The following is a 16,603-nucleotide window of genomic DNA, read 5'->3' as shown; positions in this document are numbered from 1 at the left end:
CGCCACTTACCGAAGCGATCCGCGGATCGCCATCAGGCGCAGTTCCAGCTCGTCCGCGACGATTTCCGCGAGGTATTCCAGCGATCTGAGGTGTTTCTGCTCGGGGTCGCGCGGCTTCCTGTCGATCACGTTAACCGTGCCGAGCCGGAAACCGTCGCGTGTCCGGATCGGCGCCGCCGCGTAGAACCGCAGTTTCAGCTCGCCGGTGACCAGCGGATGCTCCACGGTCCGCGGATCCTTTGCCGCGTTCCGCACCACGTAGATGCCGTCCTGCCCGATCGCGGACGCGCACAGGCCCGGCTCGATGCCGATCTCACGCACCGCCAGTCCGTAGCAGGCGGCCAGCCAGACCCGGTCCTCCTCCACCATGGTCACCGACGCGATCGGCGTGTCCACGATGGTCGCAGCGATGTAGGCGATCCGGTCGTAGGCGGCCTCGGCCGGCCGGTCGACCAGCTGATATCGCCGCACGGCAGCCAGTCTTGCCTGCTCCGCAGGGGTGCTGTCGAGGTACTCGTAGGTGTCGACCACCAGAACCACCTATTGCTCGACGTCTATTGTTCGGCGGATCCCCGCTACCGCCGATGCTAGCGGCCGGGGTGAATGCACGGAACTCGACATGGCCCTCAGGGTGCAAATTGCATTTTCGGGCTTTCACGACGTTGCCCCGGCCGGGGGACCGGCGCACAGTGATCGGCGTGCCCTACGCCTACGACCCCGAGCTCGCCGCCGTCGTACCGCAGCTCGCCTCGCCCGACCTCCGCGACATCCCGGCCGTGCGCGCCGCCGCACCGGCCCCCACGCCCGGCGACTACACCGGGCTGACCGTGACCGAGGTCGACCTGAGCTCCTGGTCGTCGCTCCGCTCCTCCGGCTCGTCGCCGCTCCCGGCGGAGGCCGCGCCTCGCGGGGTGCGCCTGCGCCTCTACCGGCCGGACGCGCCGGCCGCACCGGCTGCGATCCTGGCCGTGCACGGCGGCGGCTTCGTGCTCGGGTCGATCGACGGCAACGACGCGCGCAACGCCGCGTTCGCCCGCGACCTCGGCGTGCTGGTCGCGTCCGTCGACTACCGGCTCGCGCCGGAGCATCCGTACCCGGCCGCGCTCGACGACTGCTATGCGGCGCTGACCTGGCTGGCCGGGCACGCGTCCGAGCTGGGGATCGATCCGGCGCGCATCGCGCTGCACGGGGCGAGCGCGGGCGGCGGGCTCTGTGCCGGGCTCGCGCTGCTGGCCCGGGACCGCGGCGGGCCGGCGATCGCGTTCCAGTACCTCGGCATCCCGGTCGTCGACGACCGGATGACCACGCCGAGCATGACCGCGTTCACGGACACGCCGAACTGGGACCGCGCGAGCGCGGAGATCAGCTGGAACGCGTACCTCGGGGAAGGTGTCCCGGGCGGCGCGGACGTGCCGGTCTACGCCGCACCGGCCCGCGCCACCGACCTGACCGGGCTGCCGCCCGCGTACGTCTCCGTCATGCACTTCGACCCGCTGCGTGACGAGGGCATCGCGTACGCGCTGGCGCTGCTCGCCGCCGGCGTCCCGGTCGAGCTGCACCTGTTCCCCGGTACGTTCCACGGCTCGACCCGGATCCCGTCCGAGATCAGCCGGCGCGAGGAGGCCGAGGCGACCGCGGTCCTGCGCGCCGCGCTGCTCAGCCCCGCAGCGTCTCGATCGCCTTCGTGACGCGGCGCGCGCGGGTCTCCGCGGTCTTCGCGTCCGTGATCGGCAGCACCAGCGCGCGCTTGCGGCTGTAGGAGAGCGCCTCGAACGCGGTCTTCGCGTCCGGGGCGCCGGCCAGCGCGGTCGCGAGGTCGTCCGGCACCTCCACCTCGCGCGGCGCGGAGTCCAGCTCCACGCTCACCGTGACCTGATCGCCGGCGCTCACGCCCGCGCCCTTCCGGTGCTCCGCACTCAGCGGCAGCATGAAGACGCCACCCATGACCGCGACCGTGCTGCGGTAGGCGTACCCGTTGATCGTCACTTGCACCGGCGGCTTCTTCCCCGCGCCGAGCGCCTCCACCACGTCGTCCGGCACCTGTAGCCCGGTCGCCGACTTCCCGCTCAGCAGCACTTCGGTCGTGAATTCCATGAGCCAATTCTTCAACACCAAAAGCCCCACGGGTGTACGGAACGCATCCGCAACCACCGACCATGAGCCGCAACCACCGACCATGAGGCGCGGGCGACCAGAGACGGCGGGCGTTCTTCGGACATGCTTTTGGTCTGGAGGGCGTCTGTCGTCGCCGGGAGTGGCGTCGAGCCGGAGGAGCGGAGCGACGACCGGAAGCAGAGTGGGAGAATCGCGGCGTGACGGACCGCATCGACGTCCCGGCCGCGGGCGAGGATCTCCTCGACGACCTGCGGTGGCGGGGGCTGATTCAAGACTCGACCGACCTCGACGAGCTGCGCGCGCGGCTGGCCTCCGGGCCGATCACGTACTACGTCGGTTTCGACCCGACCGCCGCCAGCCTGCACGTCGGCCACCTGGTGCAGGTGCTCACCGCGCGCCGTCTGCAGCTCGCCGGTCACCACCCGCTGCTGCTCGTCGGCGGCGCGACCGGGCAGATCGGCGACCCGCGCGAGTCGAGCGAGCGCTCGCTCAACCCGCCGGAGGTGGTGGCCGGCTGGGTCGGCAAGATTCGTGACCAGCTCTCGCCGTTCATGAGCTTCGACGGCGACAACGCCGCGCGGATGGTGAACAACCTGGACTGGACCGGCCCGACCTCGGTCATCGACTTCCTGCGCGACGTCGGCAAGCACTTCCCGGTCAGCAAGATGATCGCTCGTGACGTGGTGAAGTCGCGCCTCGAGTCCGGCATCAGCTTCACCGAGTTCAGCTACCAGCTGCTCCAGGCGAACGACTTCTTCCAACTGCACGACCGGCACGGCTGCGCGTTGCAGTTCGGCGGCTCCGACCAGTGGGGCAACATCACCGCGGGCGTCGACTTCATCCGCCGGCGCGGCGGCGGACCGGTGCACGCGTTCACCACGCCGCTGGTCACGAAGGCGGACGGCACCAAGTTCGGCAAGTCCGAGGGCGGCGCGGTCTGGCTCGACGGCACCATGACCAGCCCGTACGCGTTCTACCAGTTCTGGGTCAACGCGGACGACCGGGACGTGAACAGGTACCTCCGGTTCTTCAGCTTCAAGTCGCGGGACGAGCTGCTGGCGCTGGAGGCGGCCACGGCAGAACGTCCGTTTGCGCGGGAGGCGCAGAAGGCGCTGGCGCTGGAGCTGACCACGCTGGTGCACGGGCCGGATGAGGCGCAGGCTGCGATCCTCGCGTCGGCCGCGCTGTTCGGGCGCGGTTCGCTGGACTCGCTGCCCGAGGGGACGCTGCGCGCGGCGCTGTCCGAGGCCGGGCTGGTGCAGGTCCAGGCGCTGGGCACGGTGGCGGCGCTGCTCAGGGAGGCCGGCCTGGTGTCGTCGCTCAACGAGGCGCGGCGCGCGATCGGCGAAGGTGGCGCCTACGTGAACAACGAGCGGGTCACTGACAACGAGGCGACCGTGCCCACCGACGCGCTCCTGCACGGCCGTTTCCTGGTGCTGCGCCGTGGCAAAAAATCGTTCGCGGGCGTTGAGCTGCTCGGATAAGTTAGAGTCGATGGTGTGACGGGCGTCAAGCCACCCCGGTTTGGCGCTCCACATGTCCACCACGTAACGTTCTCCCTGCCCCCGGGGAACCGGACGGAGACAGCGGCACCGCCGCTGGAGGCCGGAGCCGGGGCAGGATCTTCGAGCTTCACCGGGCGAGGCGGGCCGATTTGGCGCCGCGTGAACGACCGGGTAACGTAGGACAAGCGGCGGGGCACCGGGCGCGCCAGCGAGAGATCGCAGTAACGAGCGATAGATCGCGGCGGCCGGCTCGTCGAAATCCACTGAACGAAATCACAGCCCAACGAGCTGTGTCTAGAGACGTGGGCCGGGAAAGTCCTGAGTTTACACGGTGGAAACATCGAGTTGACGATACGGAAACAACCCGGTAAGGTTTACCGAGTGCCTGGCGGAGACAAAGGGCACGAAGACGAACGCGATACCCCACACGAGGGCACGGCTCAGTCCGGTCCTGGTGAGGTGTGTGGTTGTTCTTTGAGAACTCAACAGGGTGCTTTAAAAGCCAGTGCCAATTGATTTATACCCCGGCCAGGCTGCGGTCTTCGGATTCGTGTGTCTGGTGGGAATTCCTTTGGCAGTTTGATTACTGCCGGGACGGATTTTCTCTAGATTTCGTTGGAGAGTTTGATCCTGGCTCAGGACGAACGCTGGCGGCGTGCTTAACACATGCAAGTCGAGCGGAAAGGCCCTTCGGGGTACTCGAGCGGCGAACGGGTGAGTAACACGTGAGTAACCTGCCCCAGACTTTGGGATAACCCTCGGAAACGGGGGCTAATACCGGATACTCCTTCTGTTCCGCATGGGACGGTCGGGAAAGTTTTTCGGTCTGGGATGGACTCGCGGCCTATCAGCTTGTTGGTGGGGTAATGGCCTACCAAGGCGAGGACGGGTAGCCGGCCTGAGAGGGCGACCGGCCACACTGGGACTGAGACACGGCCCAGACTCCTACGGGAGGCAGCAGTGGGGAATATTGCACAATGGGCGGAAGCCTGATGCAGCGACGCCGCGTGAGGGATGACGGCCTTCGGGTTGTAAACCTCTTTCAGCAGGGACGAAGCGCAAGTGACGGTACCTGCAGAAGAAGCACCGGCCAACTACGTGCCAGCAGCCGCGGTAAGACGTAGGGTGCGAGCGTTGTCCGGATTTATTGGGCGTAAAGAGCTCGTAGGCGGCTTGTCGCGTCGAATGTGAAATCCCGTGGCTCAACTGCGGGTCTGCATTCGATACGGGCAGGCTAGAGTTCGGTAGGGGAGACTGGAATTCCTGGTGTAGCGGTGAAATGCGCAGATATCAGGAGGAACACCGGTGGCGAAGGCGGGTCTCTGGGCCGATACTGACGCTGAGGAGCGAAAGCGTGGGGAGCGAACAGGATTAGATACCCTGGTAGTCCACGCTGTAAACGTTGGGCGCTAGGTGTGGGGGACCTCTCCGGTTCTCTGTGCCGCAGCTAACGCATTAAGCGCCCCGCCTGGGGAGTACGGCCGCAAGGCTAAAACTCAAAGGAATTGACGGGGGCCCGCACAAGCGGCGGAGCATGCGGATTAATTCGATGCAACGCGAAGAACCTTACCTGGGTTTGACATAGCCGGAAATCTCGCAGAGATGCGGGGTCCTTCGGGGCCGGTTACAGGTGGTGCATGGCTGTCGTCAGCTCGTGTCGTGAGATGTTGGGTTAAGTCCCGCAACGAGCGCAACCCTCATCCTATGTTGCCAGCGCGTCATGGCGGGGACTCATGGGAGACTGCCGGGGTCAACTCGGAGGAAGGTGGGGATGACGTCAAGTCATCATGCCCCTTATGTCCAGGGCTTCACGCATGCTACAATGGCCGGTACAATGGGCTGCGATACCGTGAGGTGGAGCGAATCCCAAAAAGCCGGTCTCAGTTCGGATCGGGGTCTGCAACTCGACCCCGTGAAGTCGGAGTCGCTAGTAATCGCAGATCAGCAACGCTGCGGTGAATACGTTCCCGGGCCTTGTACACACCGCCCGTCACGTCACGAAAGTCGGCAACACCCGAAGCCGGTGGCCCAACCCCTTGTGGGAGGGAGCCGTCGAAGGTGGGGCTGGCGATTGGGACGAAGTCGTAACAAGGTAGCCGTACCGGAAGGTGCGGCTGGATCACCTCCTTTCTAAGGAGCCTCTTCACCTGAAAAGGTGCGAGAAGCCCGCCACTCTCGAATGCAGAGTGGGGGTGCTCATAGGCGGAGACACTGGCCTAGAAGATCGCCGGCAACGGCTGCAACTCCTAGTACACCTCAGCAATGAGGCAGGAACGGTTGGCTTGTAGTGCGGCTGGCGAGATTTGATAAGCACCCTGTTGAGTCCTGAAGGAACAACCGTGAGGTTGGGTCTTCGAGGAACGAAACGCCAAGCATGACCTTGCATCAAATATCGTGGCCCTGTGGGCTGGCTGATTTGGTGTGTGGTGGTTGTGGGTTGGTTGTTTGTTGAGAATTGCACAGTGGACGCGAGCATCTTTGTTTTTTGTAGGTCAAGTTGTTAAGGGCGAACGGTGGATGCCTTGGCATCAGGAGCCGATGAAGGACGTGGGAGGCGACGATACGCCTGGGGGAGCTGTCAACCAAGCTGTGATCCCAGGATTTCCGAATGGGGGAACCCGGCACCAGTCATGTGGTGTCACCTGCATCTGAATTCATAGGGTGTATGGAGGGAACGCGGGGAAGTGAAACATCTCAGTACCCGCAGGAAGAGAAAACAACATGTGATTCCGCGAGTAGTGGCGAGCGAAAGCGGATCTAGCCTAAACCAGTTATGCGTGATACCTGTCAGGGGTTGCATAACCGGGGTCGTGGGACCTTTCGTGGTGTGCTGACACACGCTGGAGGAGTTACAAAATCTTGTGCTAACGGAACAGTCTGGAATGTCTGGCCGTAGACGGTGAAAGTCCGGTACGTGAAAGCGCATGATCTCCTTGAAGGGCACCCGAGTAGCAGCGGACTCCTGAAATCTGCTGTGAATCTGCCAGGACCACCTGGTAAGGCTGAATACTTCCTGGTGACCGATAGCGGACGAGTACCGTGAGGGAATGGTGAAAAGTACCCCGGGAGGGGAGTGAAATAGTACCTGAAACCGTTCGCCTACAATCCGTCGGAGCCTTTTGGGGTGACGGCGTGCCTTTTGAAGAATGAGCCTGCGAGTTAGTGGCATGTGGCGAGGTTAACCCGGGTGGGGTAGCCGTAGCGAAAGCGAGTCTGAATAGGGCGTCGTAGTCGCATGTTCTAGACCCGAAGCGGAGTGATCTAGCCATGGGCAGGCTGAAGCGGGGGTAAGACCTCGTGGAGGGCCGAACCCACCAACGTTGAAAAGTTGGGGGATGACCTGTGGTTAGGGGTGAAAGGCCAATCAAACTCCGTGATAGCTGGTTCTCCCCGAAATGCATTTAGGTGCAGCGTCACGTGTTTCTTGCCGGAGGTAGAGCACTGGATGGCCTAGGGGCCCTACAAGGTTACTGAAGTCAGCCAAACTCCGAATGCCGGTAAGTGAGAGCGTGGCAGTGAGACTGCGGGGGATAAGCTTCGTAGTCGAGAGGGAAACAGCCCAGATCGCCAGCTAAGGCCCCTAAGCGTGTGCTAAGTGGAAAAGGATGTGGGATCGCATTGACAACCAGGAGGTTGGCTTAGAAGCAGCCACCCTTTAAAGAGTGCGTAATAGCTCACTGGTCAAGTGGTTCCGCGCCGACAATGTAGCGGGGCTCAAGTACACCGCCGAAGCTGTGGCATTCACGAGTTAGGTCGTGGATGGGTAGGGGAGCGTCGTTCAGCGGGTGAAGCTGCAGGGTGACCTAGTGGTGGACGCTGGACGAGTGAGAATGCAGGCATGAGTAGCGAATGAAGGGTGAGAATCCCTTCCGCCGGATGACCAAGGGTTCCAGGGCCAGGCTAATCCGCCCTGGGTGAGTCGGGACCTAAGGCGAGGCCGAGAGGCGTAGTCGATGGACAACGGGTTGATATTCCCGTACCCGCGAAAGAGCGTCCCTGCCGAACCTCGCTGTGCTAACCACGCGAAGCGCTGGCGGACTTCGGTCCAAGAGTGTGGAGTCTGGGATCCTGGTGGGTAGTAGGCAAGCGATGGGGTGACGCAGGAAGGTAGCTGAGCCCGGTGAGTGGTAGTGCCGGGGTAAGCGTGTAGGCCGTGTCATAGGTAAATCCGTGACACATATAGGCTGAGACGTGATGCCGAGCCGATTCAGGTGAAGTCAGTGATCCTATGCTGCCGAGAAAAGCCTCTAGCGAGTTCTGAGCGGCCCGTACCCTAAACCGACACAGGTGGTCAGGTAGAGAATACCGAGGCGACGGGTGAACTGTGGTTAAGGAACTCGGCAAATTGCCCCCGTAACTTAGGGAGAAGGGGGGCCGGACGCGTGAAGCCACTTGCTGGTGGAGCGTGGTATGGCCGCAGAGAGCAGGGGGAAGCGACTGTTTACTAAAAACACAGGTCCATGCGAAGTCGTAAGACGATGTATATGGACTGACGCCTGCCCGGTGCTGGAACGTTAAGGGGACCGGTTAGCCCGTGAGGGCGAGGCTGAGAACTTAAGCGCCAGTAAACGGCGGTGGTAACTATAACCATCCTAAGGTAGCGAAATTCCTTGTCGGGTAAGTTCCGACCTGCACGAATGGCGTAACGACTTCCCCACTGTCTCAACCACAGGCCCGGCGAAATTGCAGTACGAGTAAAGATGCTCGTTACGCGCGGCAGGACGGAAAGACCCCGGGACCTTTACTATAGCTTGACATTGGTATTTGGGTTGGCTTGTGTAGGATAGGTGGGAGCCGGTGAAGCTCGGACGCCAGTTCGGGTGGAGGCAATCTTGAAATACCACTCTGGTTGATCTGGGTATCTAACTTCGGGCCCTTATCGGGTTCAGGGACAGTGTCTGGTGGGTAGTTTAACTGGGGCGGTTGCCTCCTAAAGGGTAACGGAGGCGCCCAAAGGTTCCCTCAGCCTGGTTGGCAATCAGGTGTTGAGTGTAAGTGCACAAGGGAGCTTGACTGTGAGACTGACGGGTCGAGCAGGGACGAAAGTCGGGACTAGTGATCCGGCACTTGCGTGTGGAAGCGGTGTCGCTCAACGGATAAAAGGTACCCCGGGGATAACAGGCTGATCTTCCCCAAGAGTCCATATCGACGGGATGGTTTGGCACCTCGATGTCGGCTCGTCGCATCCTGGGGCTGTAGCAGGTCCCAAGGGTTGGGCTGTTCGCCCATTAAAGCGGTACGCGAGCTGGGTTTAGAACGTCGTGAGACAGTTCGGTCCCTATCCGCCGCGCGCGTAGGATACTTGAGAAGGGCTGTCCCTAGTACGAGAGGACCGGGACGGACGAACCTCTGGTGTGCCAGTTGTCCTGCCATGGGCATGGCTGGTTGGCTACGTTCGGAAGGGATAACCGCTGAAAGCATCTAAGCGGGAAGCTCGCTTCAAGATGAGGTATCCCACCCCAGTGATGGGGGTAAGGCTCCCAGTAGATGACTGGGTTGATAGGCCGGAGATGTAAGCACGGTAACGTGTTGAGTTGACCGGTACTAATAGGCCGAGGACTTGACTACACGAACTTTGATGAGATTGCTCGCGTCCACTGTGTGATATCTGAACAAACAACCGTGTGTGCCCCGGTTGAGAAGTTCATAATGTTACGGCGGTAACAGCGGAGGGGAAACGCCCGGTCACATTCCGAACCCGGAAGCTAAGCCCTCCAGCGCCGATGGTACTGCACTCGGGAGGGTGTGGGAGAGTAGGACACCGCCGGACTTCTTTACAATTGAGGGCCACCCTTCCCGGGGCGGCCCTTAGTTGTATTTACGGGCTCGCCCGGGGCCGGGCGTCATGATCGACAGTTTCGTCGGCGCTGCGAGCGGCAGCGCCCCCAGGAAGGATGTACTCGTGAACCCAGGACCGGACGGCGACAACCCGCGTTCCCGGCGGGATGACGGCCGCGACGGGCGGGGCCGCGACGACGCGCGCGGCAACCGCGACTCCCGTGGCGGCGACCGTGACTTCCGGGGCGGCGACTCGCGCGGCGCCGGCGGCGACCGCGACTCCCGCGGTGGCGGGTTCCGCAGCGGTGGCGACTCCCGCGGTGGTGGCTTCCGTTCCGGCGGTGATCGCGATTCGCGCGGGGGCGGCTTCCGTTCCGGCGGCGACCGCGAAGGCGGGTTCCGTGGTGGTGACCGGGACTCGCGTGGCGGTGATTCCCGCGGTGGGGGCTTCCGCAGCGGCGGCGGCGGCGGTGACCGGGCCGGCGGTGGCAGTGGCGGCGGATTCCGTTCCGGCGGCGACCGTGACTCCCGTGGTGGCGGCTTCCGTTCCGGCGGGGCCGGCGGTGGCGGTGGCTTCCGTTCCGGCGGGGCCGGTGGTGGCGGTGGCTTCCGTTCCGGTGGTTCCGGTGGCGGTGGTTTCCGTTCCGGTGGTTCCGGCGGTGGTGATTCCCGTGGTGGCGGCTTCCGCAGCGGCGGTGGTGACCGCGAGGGCGGGTTCCGTTCCGGCGGTGACCGCGATTCGCGTGGCGGCGGCTTCCGGGGTGGCGACCGTGACGGCCAGGGTGGTGGCTTCCGCAGCGGCGGTGGCGACCGGGCCGGCGGTGGTGGCTTCCGCAGCGGTGGCGACTCCCGTGGTGGTGACTCCCGCGGTGGTGGCTTCCGTTCCGGTGGTGACCGTGACTCGCGCGGTGGCGGCTTCCGTTCCGGCGGAACCGGAGGTGGTGGTGGCTTCCGTTCCGGTGGCGATCGCGACTCGCGTGGTGGTGGCTTCCGTTCCGGCGGCGATCGTGACTCGCGCGGGGGTGGCTTCCGTTCCGGCGGTGACCGTGACGGCCAGGGTGGTGGCTTCCGCAGCGGCGGTGGCGACCGGCCCGGCGGTGGCGGCGGCTTCCGTGGGGGTGACCGCGAGGGCGGTTTCCGTGGCGGTGACCGTGACTCGCGTGGCGGCGGCTTCCGCTCCGGCGGTGACCGTGAGGGTGGCTTCCGTGGCGGTGACCGTGACTCGCGTGGTGGCGGCGACCGTGACGGCCAGGGCGGCGGTTTCCGCAGCGGCGGCGATCGCGCCGGTGGTGGCTTCCGCAGCGGCGGTGGTGACCGGGCCGGCGGTGGCTTCCGTTCCGGTGGTTCCGGTGGCGGTGGTTTCCGTTCCGGTGGTTCCGGCGGTGGTGATTCCCGTGGTGGCGGCTTCCGCAGCGGCGGTGGTGACCGCGAGGGCGGGTTCCGTTCCGGCGGTGACCGCGATTCGCGTGGCGGCGGCTTCCGGGGTGGCGACCGTGACGGCCAGGGTGGTGGCTTCCGCAGCGGCGGTGGCGACCGGGCCGGCGGCGGGTTCCGCGGCGGCGACCGTGACTCGCGTGGTGGCGGCTTCCGCTCCGGTGGCGACCGTGAGGGTGGCTTCCGTGGTGGGGATCGTGACTCGCGCGGTGGCGGCTTCCGCTCCGGTGGCGACCGCGAGGGCGGTGGCGGCTTCCGCGGTGGGGATCGTGACTCGCGTGGTGGCGGCTTCCGCGGCGGCGACCGTGAGGGTCAGAGCGGTGGCTTCCGCAGCGGCGGTGGCGATCGGCCTGGCGGTGGCGATCGGCCCGGTGCTGGTGGTTCTCGTGGTGGCGATCGTGACGGCCAGGGTGGTGGCTTCCGCAGCGGTGGCGGCGACCGGCCCGGTGGTGGCGGTGGTTTCCGTTCCAGTGGCGACTCCCGCGGTGGCGACTCCCGCGGTGGCGGCTTCCGTGAGCGTGAGGGCGGCAGCCGCGGTGGCGACTCGCGGGGTGGTTTCCGTGAGCGTGAGGGCGGCGCCCGCAACGACCGGGGCGGGTTCCGGGAGCGCGAGGGCTTCCGCGGCGGCGACCGGACCGAGCGGACCGAGGACCGGGTCGACGCGACCCAGGTCGCGCCGCCGATCCCGGACGAGGTCGAGGCGACCGAGCTCGACCGTGACGTCCGCGCGGAACTGCTCTCGCTGAACAAGCCGGTGCAGGAGAGTGTGGCCCGGCACCTGGTGATGACCGGCCGGCTGATCGACGAGGAGCCGGAGGACGCGCTCGCGCACGCGCTCGCGGCCCGGCGTCTCGCGTCCCGGATCGCGGTCGTGCGTGAGGCCGTGGGCCTTGCCGCGTACCACGCGGGGGAGTGGCAGACCGCGATCGCGGAGATCCGGACGTACCACCGGATGACCGGCAAGCAGTCGCACGTGGCCGTGCTCGCGGACTGCGAGCGGGCGCTCGGGCGTCCGGAGCGGGCGATCGACCTGTTCCGCAACACGGACAGCGCGACGCTGCCCAAGGAGACCGCGGTCGAACTGCTGATCGTGGCGGCCGGCGCCCGGGGTGACATGGGCCAGCACGACGCGGCCGCGTCGATGCTGCAGGTCCGTGAGCTGACCGCGGAGGGCAAGGTCGAGCCTTGGACCGCACGGCTGCGCTACGCCTACGCGGACGCGCTGCTCGCCACCGACCGCCGCGAGGAGGCCCGCGAGTGGTTCGCCAAGGCCGCGGCCGCCGACGAGGACGCCGTCACCGACGCCGCTGAGCGCCTGCTGGAGCTCGACGGCGTCGAGATCGAGGGCGAGGAGGAGCCCGAGTCCGACAGCGACTCCGCCACCTCCGCCTCGAACGCCTCCTCCGACCGCGACGCGGACGATGACGATGACGAGTCGGACGAAGACGATGACGAGTCGGACGACGATGACGACGACGAGTCGGACGACGATGACGACGAGTCGGACGACGATGACGACGACGAGTCGGACGACGATGACGACGACGAGTCCGACGACGATGACGACGACGAGTCCGACGACGATGACGACGACGAGTCCGACGATGACGATGACGAGTCGGACGATGACGATGACGAGTCGGACGACGATGACGACGACGAGTCCGACGACGATGACGATGACGAGTCCGACGAGGAAGAAGACGAGGAGCTGACGACTGCCGGTGTGGGGTCGGAGGACTCGGAGACCGCCGCGGACGCGAAGGTGGACGAGCACGACGAGGACGCGAAGCTGAAGGCCAGGGAGGCGGATGAGTCGTCCGCACCGCGCGACCTCGGCCCGAAGTTCGACGACGGCGGCGTTCGCTGATCCGCGCTCGTCACTGAAGCAGCACGCATCACTGAAACACCACGAAAGGCCCCGGCCGCCCGGCCGGGGCCTTTTCGTATGCCCTCGACTACGAGACGGCGGCCAGCGATGCGGCCGGAGCCGCGTGGTGCACGCAGGCCGACGGCGTCTGTGAGCTGACGATGATGGCGTCCAGCCGGTCCCGCGTGGAGATCAGCTCCTGGATCTGCCGGTCGATGCGGTCCCGCTCGGCCTTCATCAGCGCGGTCGACTCCTCGCTCGGCTCGTTCGCGTCGACGCACGGCAGCAGCGCCGCGATGTGCCGGCTGGACAGACCGGCCGCGTAGAGCTGCTGGATAAGCCGCACGCGCTCGACCGCGGCCTCCGGGTAGTGCCGCTGCCCGCTCCCGGTGCGGGACGCGTGCAGCAGGCCCTGCTCCTCGTAGTAGCGCAGCGCGCGGACACTCACGCCGCCGCGGATGGCCAGATCGCCGATGCGGATCATGCGGAACTCCTCCGGAGGGGAGCGACGGCGCGGTGTTGCGGCCGTCACGAGACTTGCCTCTGACGTCAACGTCAGGTCCTAGCGTAACTCCCAGCGAAACACCCCAGCGAATCAGCGAGACACCCCAGCGAACGGGAGAAAGCCATGGACATCGAGAACCAGGTCGCCCTCGTCACCGGCGCCAACCGCGGTCTCGGCCGGCACTTCGCGCAGCAGCTGCTGGAGCGTGGCGCGGCCAAGGTCTACGCGACCGCGCGCCGCCCGGAGACCGTCGACCTGGCGGGCGTGCAGGTGCTGCCGCTGGACGTCACGGACCCGGCGTCGATCGAGGCCGCGGCGAAGGTGGCCACGGACGTGACGCTCCTGGTCAACAATGCGGGAATCTCCAGCCGGTCGGACCTGCTCACCGGTGACCCGGCGGCCATCCGGGCGGAGCTGGACACCAACTTCTGGGGGACGCTCGACATGACCAAGGCGTTCGCGCCGATCCTGGGCGCAAACGGGGGTGGCGCCATCCTCAACGTACTGTCGGCGATGTCCTGGTTCTCCTATGAGGGCGTGAACTCGTACGCGGTGGCGAAAGCGGCCGCGTGGGCGCTCACCAACGGTGTGCGGCTGGAGCTGGCCGGGCAGGGCACGCGGGTGGCCGGGTTCATGCTGGGCACGGCGGACACGGACTTCTCGGCCTGGTACACCGCGGGTCCGAAGATCGACCCGGCCGTCGTGGTGCGGGCCGGGCTGGACGGGTTCGAGGCCGGCCAGATCGAGATCCTCGGGGACGAGTGGTCCGCGCACGTCAAGGCGTCGCTGGCGCGGGATCCGCGCGAGTTCTACGCCGGGGTGGCGTGAGCGGCCGACGGGTAGACCAGGTGCCCGCAGGTGGCCGGCGACGCGGTGGTGCACTCGACGATCACCGCGTCCAGGCGGTCGCGAGTGGTGATCAGTTCCTGGATCTGCCGGTCGATGCGGTCCCGTTCGGTGCGCAGCAGCGTCATCGCCTCGTCGGTGGCCTCCTGGGCGTCGACGCAGGGAAGCAGCACGTTGAGTGAGCGGCTGGTGAGCCCGGCCGCGAACAGTCCCTGGATCAGGCCGACCCGGTCGACCGCGGCCGCGGGGTAGAACCGCTGGCCACCGCCGGTGCGAGCCGCGGGCAGCAGGCCCTGCTCCTCGTAGTAACGCAGCGCGCGGGTGCTGACGCCGGTCTTCGCGGCGAGGTCGCCGATGCGGATCACTGAGGCTCCCGGAGGGTGTCGGTCGTCACGAGACTTGCCTTTGACGTCAACGTGAAGTCTTAGCGTAGCTCCCGCACGACAAGTGCCATGTAACCGGAGGAAACGCTATGAATCTCACCAATGCGGTCGCGCTCGTCACCGGTGCCAACCGCGGGCTCGGCCGGCACTTCGCGCAGGAGCTGCTGGCGCGCGGCGCCGCCAAGGTCTACGCGACCGCGCGCCGCCCGGAGGCCGTGGAGTTGCCGGGCGTCGAGGTGATAGGCCTGGACGTCACGGATCCGGCGCGGGTAAGCAGAGCAGCGGAGATCGCCACGGACGTGACGCTGCTGGTCAACAACGCGGGCAACTCGTCGTTCGCGAACCTGGTGGACGGCGACGAGGCGGAGATCCGGGGCCAGCTGGACGTGTTCTTCTGGGGGCCGCTGCGCCTGGTGCGCGCGTTCGCGCCGATCCTGCGGGCGAACGGCGGCGGCGGGATCATCAACATCAACTCCGCGATGTCCTGGGTGTCCGGCGACCGGGCGAACGCGTACCACGTGGCGAAGGCCGCGCAGTGGGCGATGACCAACGCGGTGCGCCACGAGCTGGCCGGGCAGGGCACGCATGTGGCGGGCGCGTACTTCGGCATGACGGACACCGGGCATCAGGACTTCTGGAACGGGCCGCTGAACGACGCGGCGGAGATCGCGCGGCGCACGCTGGACGCGTTCGAGAAGGGCCAGGCGGAGATCATCCCGGACGAGCTGGGCGCGGGCGCGAAGGCGATGCTGGCCGAGACCCCGCGGGCGTACCCGACGCCGGAGTGAGGATGATCGGGGGCGGAACCGTAACGGCCGAGGAGGCAGCGTGAGCGATCGTCTGATCGACGGGTACGACCTGGTGATCTTCGACCTGGACGGGGTGGTCTACCTGATCGACCAGCCGATCCCCGGCGCGGTCGAGGCCATCGCGGAACTGCACGCGGCCGGGATCCCGGTCGCGTACGCCACGAACAACGCGTCCCGCCGCGCCGCCGACGTGGCCGCGCTGCTGACCGGCATGGGCATCCCGGCCACGGCGGACGAGGTGCTGACCTCGGCCGGCGCGTCCGCGGCCGTGCTCGCGGACCGGCTCCCGGCCGGCGCGCCGGTGCTGGTCGTCGGCGCGGACGCGCTCCGCGCCGAGATCGAGGCCGTCGGGCTGACCGTGGTGGGCAAGGCGGAGGACCGGCCGGTCGCGGTCGCGCAGGGCTACGGTCCCGCGGTCGGCTGGGCGGAACTGGCCGAGGCCAGCGTGGCGATCCGGGCCGGCGCGATGTGGCTGGCCACGAACACGGACAGGACTCTGCCGAGCCCGCGCGGCCCGCTGCCGGGCAACGGCTCGCTGGTCGCGGCGCTGCGGCACGCGCTCGGCCGGGACCCCGACGTGATCGTGGGCAAGCCCGCGCCCGCGCTGTTCACCACCGCGGCCGAGCGGGCCGGCGCACGGAAGGCGCTGGTCGTGGGCGACCGGCTGGACACCGATCTGGAGGGTGCGGTCCGCGCGGGCATGGACGGCCTGCTGGTGCTCACCGGCGTGCACACGGTCGAGGACCTGCGCGCGGCCCCGGCCGAGCAGAAGGCCACGTTCGTCGCGCCCGACCTCTCCGGCCTCTTCGCCCCCGCCGTCAAGGCCGACGACTACTGAGTTTCCGGTCGTCGCTCCGCTCCTCCGGCTCGGCGCCTTGGTTCCGACCGCAGAAGCCGATCGGGGGCGAACACGCTCTTCGTTAGCCCACGATCGGCTTCTGCGGTCGGCGGCGCCTCACGGCCGTACCCGCGAAAGATCCTTAGAGTAGTTTGCGGAGCTTGAGCAGGTCGAAGGGGTTGGCGCCGATCTTGACCTGGCCGCCGCTGACCGCCTTCATCACGTCGAGGCGTCCCTCGATCAGCGCGATCAGGTCGTCGCTGTTCGCGGTGAGAGAGATCTTGGCCTTCGGGTCGTCGCCGTCCGCGAGATCGACCAGGCGGCCGTCGACCAGGTTGCCGTGGAACGCGGTGCCGAGGTCCGGGACGCGCGCGGCGAGCGTGCGGTTGAGGTCGATGCGCTGCTGGGCGTCCGCGTTCGCGGCGAGCCGCGCCGCGAGGGTGTTCAATGCCGCCCGAACCTCGTCTACGCTGGCCACGCCTGATCCTCTCCACGCCGGTCACCGATCCCGAGCACGGTA

Annotated in this window: 10 protein-coding genes, 3 rRNA genes and 2 pseudogenes; 9 read left to right on the top strand and 6 right to left on the bottom strand. The window is 66.7% G+C overall.

All coding sequences use genetic code 11. The features are described 5' to 3' along the window. Nucleotides 1-6 precede the first annotated feature (6 nt). Entirely contained in the window at nt 7-531 is a 525-nt protein-coding gene (locus J2S43_RS22005; protein WP_306832094.1) for a GAF domain-containing protein, read from the bottom strand. 167 nt (nt 532-698) lie between these two features. Here J2S43_RS22005 and J2S43_RS22000 point away from each other — a divergent pair, with 167 nt between their 5' ends. Beyond that, the gene (locus tag J2S43_RS22000; protein ID WP_306832092.1) at nt 699-1,688 is read left to right on the top strand and encodes an alpha/beta hydrolase; all 990 of its coding nucleotides are present in this window, start codon (nt 699-701) and stop codon (nt 1,686-1,688) included. Here the strand turns inward: J2S43_RS22000 and J2S43_RS21995 are convergent. Then, nucleotides 1,657-2,094, bottom strand: coding sequence for a YdeI/OmpD-associated family protein (locus tag J2S43_RS21995; RefSeq protein WP_306832090.1), 438 nt, complete (start codon nt 2,092-2,094; stop codon nt 1,657-1,659). The genes J2S43_RS22000 and J2S43_RS21995 overlap by 32 nt on opposite strands. Before the next feature lie 218 nt (nt 2,095-2,312). Here J2S43_RS21995 and tyrS point away from each other — a divergent pair, with 218 nt between their 5' ends. From tyrS to rrf, 4 genes are all read left to right on the top strand, one after another. Beyond that, nucleotides 2,313-3,599: a tyrosine--tRNA ligase gene (gene tyrS / locus J2S43_RS21990; protein ID WP_306832088.1), complete on the top strand. Its 1,287-nt coding sequence runs from the start codon at nt 2,313-2,315 to the stop codon at nt 3,597-3,599. Nucleotides 3,600-4,232: 633 nt separating this feature from the next. Continuing rightward, nucleotides 4,233-5,750, top strand: a 16S ribosomal RNA gene (locus J2S43_RS21985). A gap of 360 nt (nt 5,751-6,110) precedes the next feature. Further along, nucleotides 6,111-9,188: ribosomal RNA gene (locus tag J2S43_RS21980) — 23S ribosomal RNA — on the top strand. An 85-nt stretch (nt 9,189-9,273) separates the two neighbouring features. Next, nucleotides 9,274-9,390 (top strand): 5S ribosomal RNA (rrf, locus tag J2S43_RS21975). Together the 16S, 23S and 5S rRNA genes form the textbook arrangement of a ribosomal RNA operon. Before the next feature lie 48 nt (nt 9,391-9,438). Here rrf and J2S43_RS21970 read toward each other — a convergent pair. Next, entirely contained in the window at nt 9,439-11,610 is a 2,172-nt protein-coding gene (locus J2S43_RS21970) for a hypothetical protein (protein WP_306832086.1), read from the bottom strand. Between J2S43_RS21970 and J2S43_RS42265 the strand changes: the two are divergent. Next, nucleotides 11,599-12,190 (top strand): annotated as a pseudogene (locus tag J2S43_RS42265) (hypothetical protein); the annotation flags it as partial. The gene J2S43_RS21970 and the pseudogene J2S43_RS42265 sit on opposite strands and share 12 nt — an antisense overlap. 600 nt (nt 12,191-12,790) lie before the next feature. Here the strand turns inward: J2S43_RS42265 and J2S43_RS21960 are convergent. Continuing rightward, nucleotides 12,791-13,183, bottom strand: coding sequence for a MerR family transcriptional regulator (locus J2S43_RS21960; protein ID WP_306839378.1), 393 nt, complete (start codon nt 13,181-13,183; stop codon nt 12,791-12,793). Between the two features lie 147 nt (nt 13,184-13,330). Between J2S43_RS21960 and J2S43_RS21955 the strand changes: the two genes are divergently transcribed. Beyond that, nucleotides 13,331-14,035: an SDR family oxidoreductase gene (locus tag J2S43_RS21955; RefSeq protein ID WP_306832084.1), complete on the top strand. Its 705-nt coding sequence runs from the start codon at nt 13,331-13,333 to the stop codon at nt 14,033-14,035. Here J2S43_RS21955 and J2S43_RS21950 read toward each other — a convergent pair. Beyond that, nucleotides 14,017-14,415, bottom strand: a complete 399-nt coding sequence (locus tag J2S43_RS21950; RefSeq protein WP_306839376.1) for a MerR family transcriptional regulator — start codon at nt 14,413-14,415, stop codon at nt 14,017-14,019. The genes J2S43_RS21955 and J2S43_RS21950 overlap by 19 nt on opposite strands. 110 nt (nt 14,416-14,525) lie before the next feature. Between J2S43_RS21950 and J2S43_RS21945 the strand changes: the two genes are divergently transcribed. Continuing rightward, entirely contained in the window at nt 14,526-15,224 is a 699-nt protein-coding gene (locus J2S43_RS21945) for an SDR family oxidoreductase (protein WP_306832082.1), read from the top strand. A 40-nt stretch (nt 15,225-15,264) separates the two neighbouring features. Then, nucleotides 15,265-16,062: pseudogene (locus J2S43_RS21940) on the top strand (HAD-IIA family hydrolase); the annotation flags it as partial. Between the two features lie 163 nt (nt 16,063-16,225). Here the strand turns inward: J2S43_RS21940 and J2S43_RS21935 are convergent. Further along, nucleotides 16,226-16,561, bottom strand: a complete 336-nt coding sequence (locus J2S43_RS21935; protein ID WP_306832080.1) for an SCP2 sterol-binding domain-containing protein — start codon at nt 16,559-16,561, stop codon at nt 16,226-16,228. Nucleotides 16,562-16,603 lie beyond the last annotated feature (42 nt).

Source organism: Catenuloplanes nepalensis (assembly GCF_030811575.1).
GTDB classification, from domain to species: domain Bacteria; phylum Actinomycetota; class Actinomycetes; order Mycobacteriales; family Micromonosporaceae; genus Catenuloplanes; species Catenuloplanes nepalensis.
This window is presented reverse-complemented; position numbering and strand designations above follow the sequence as displayed.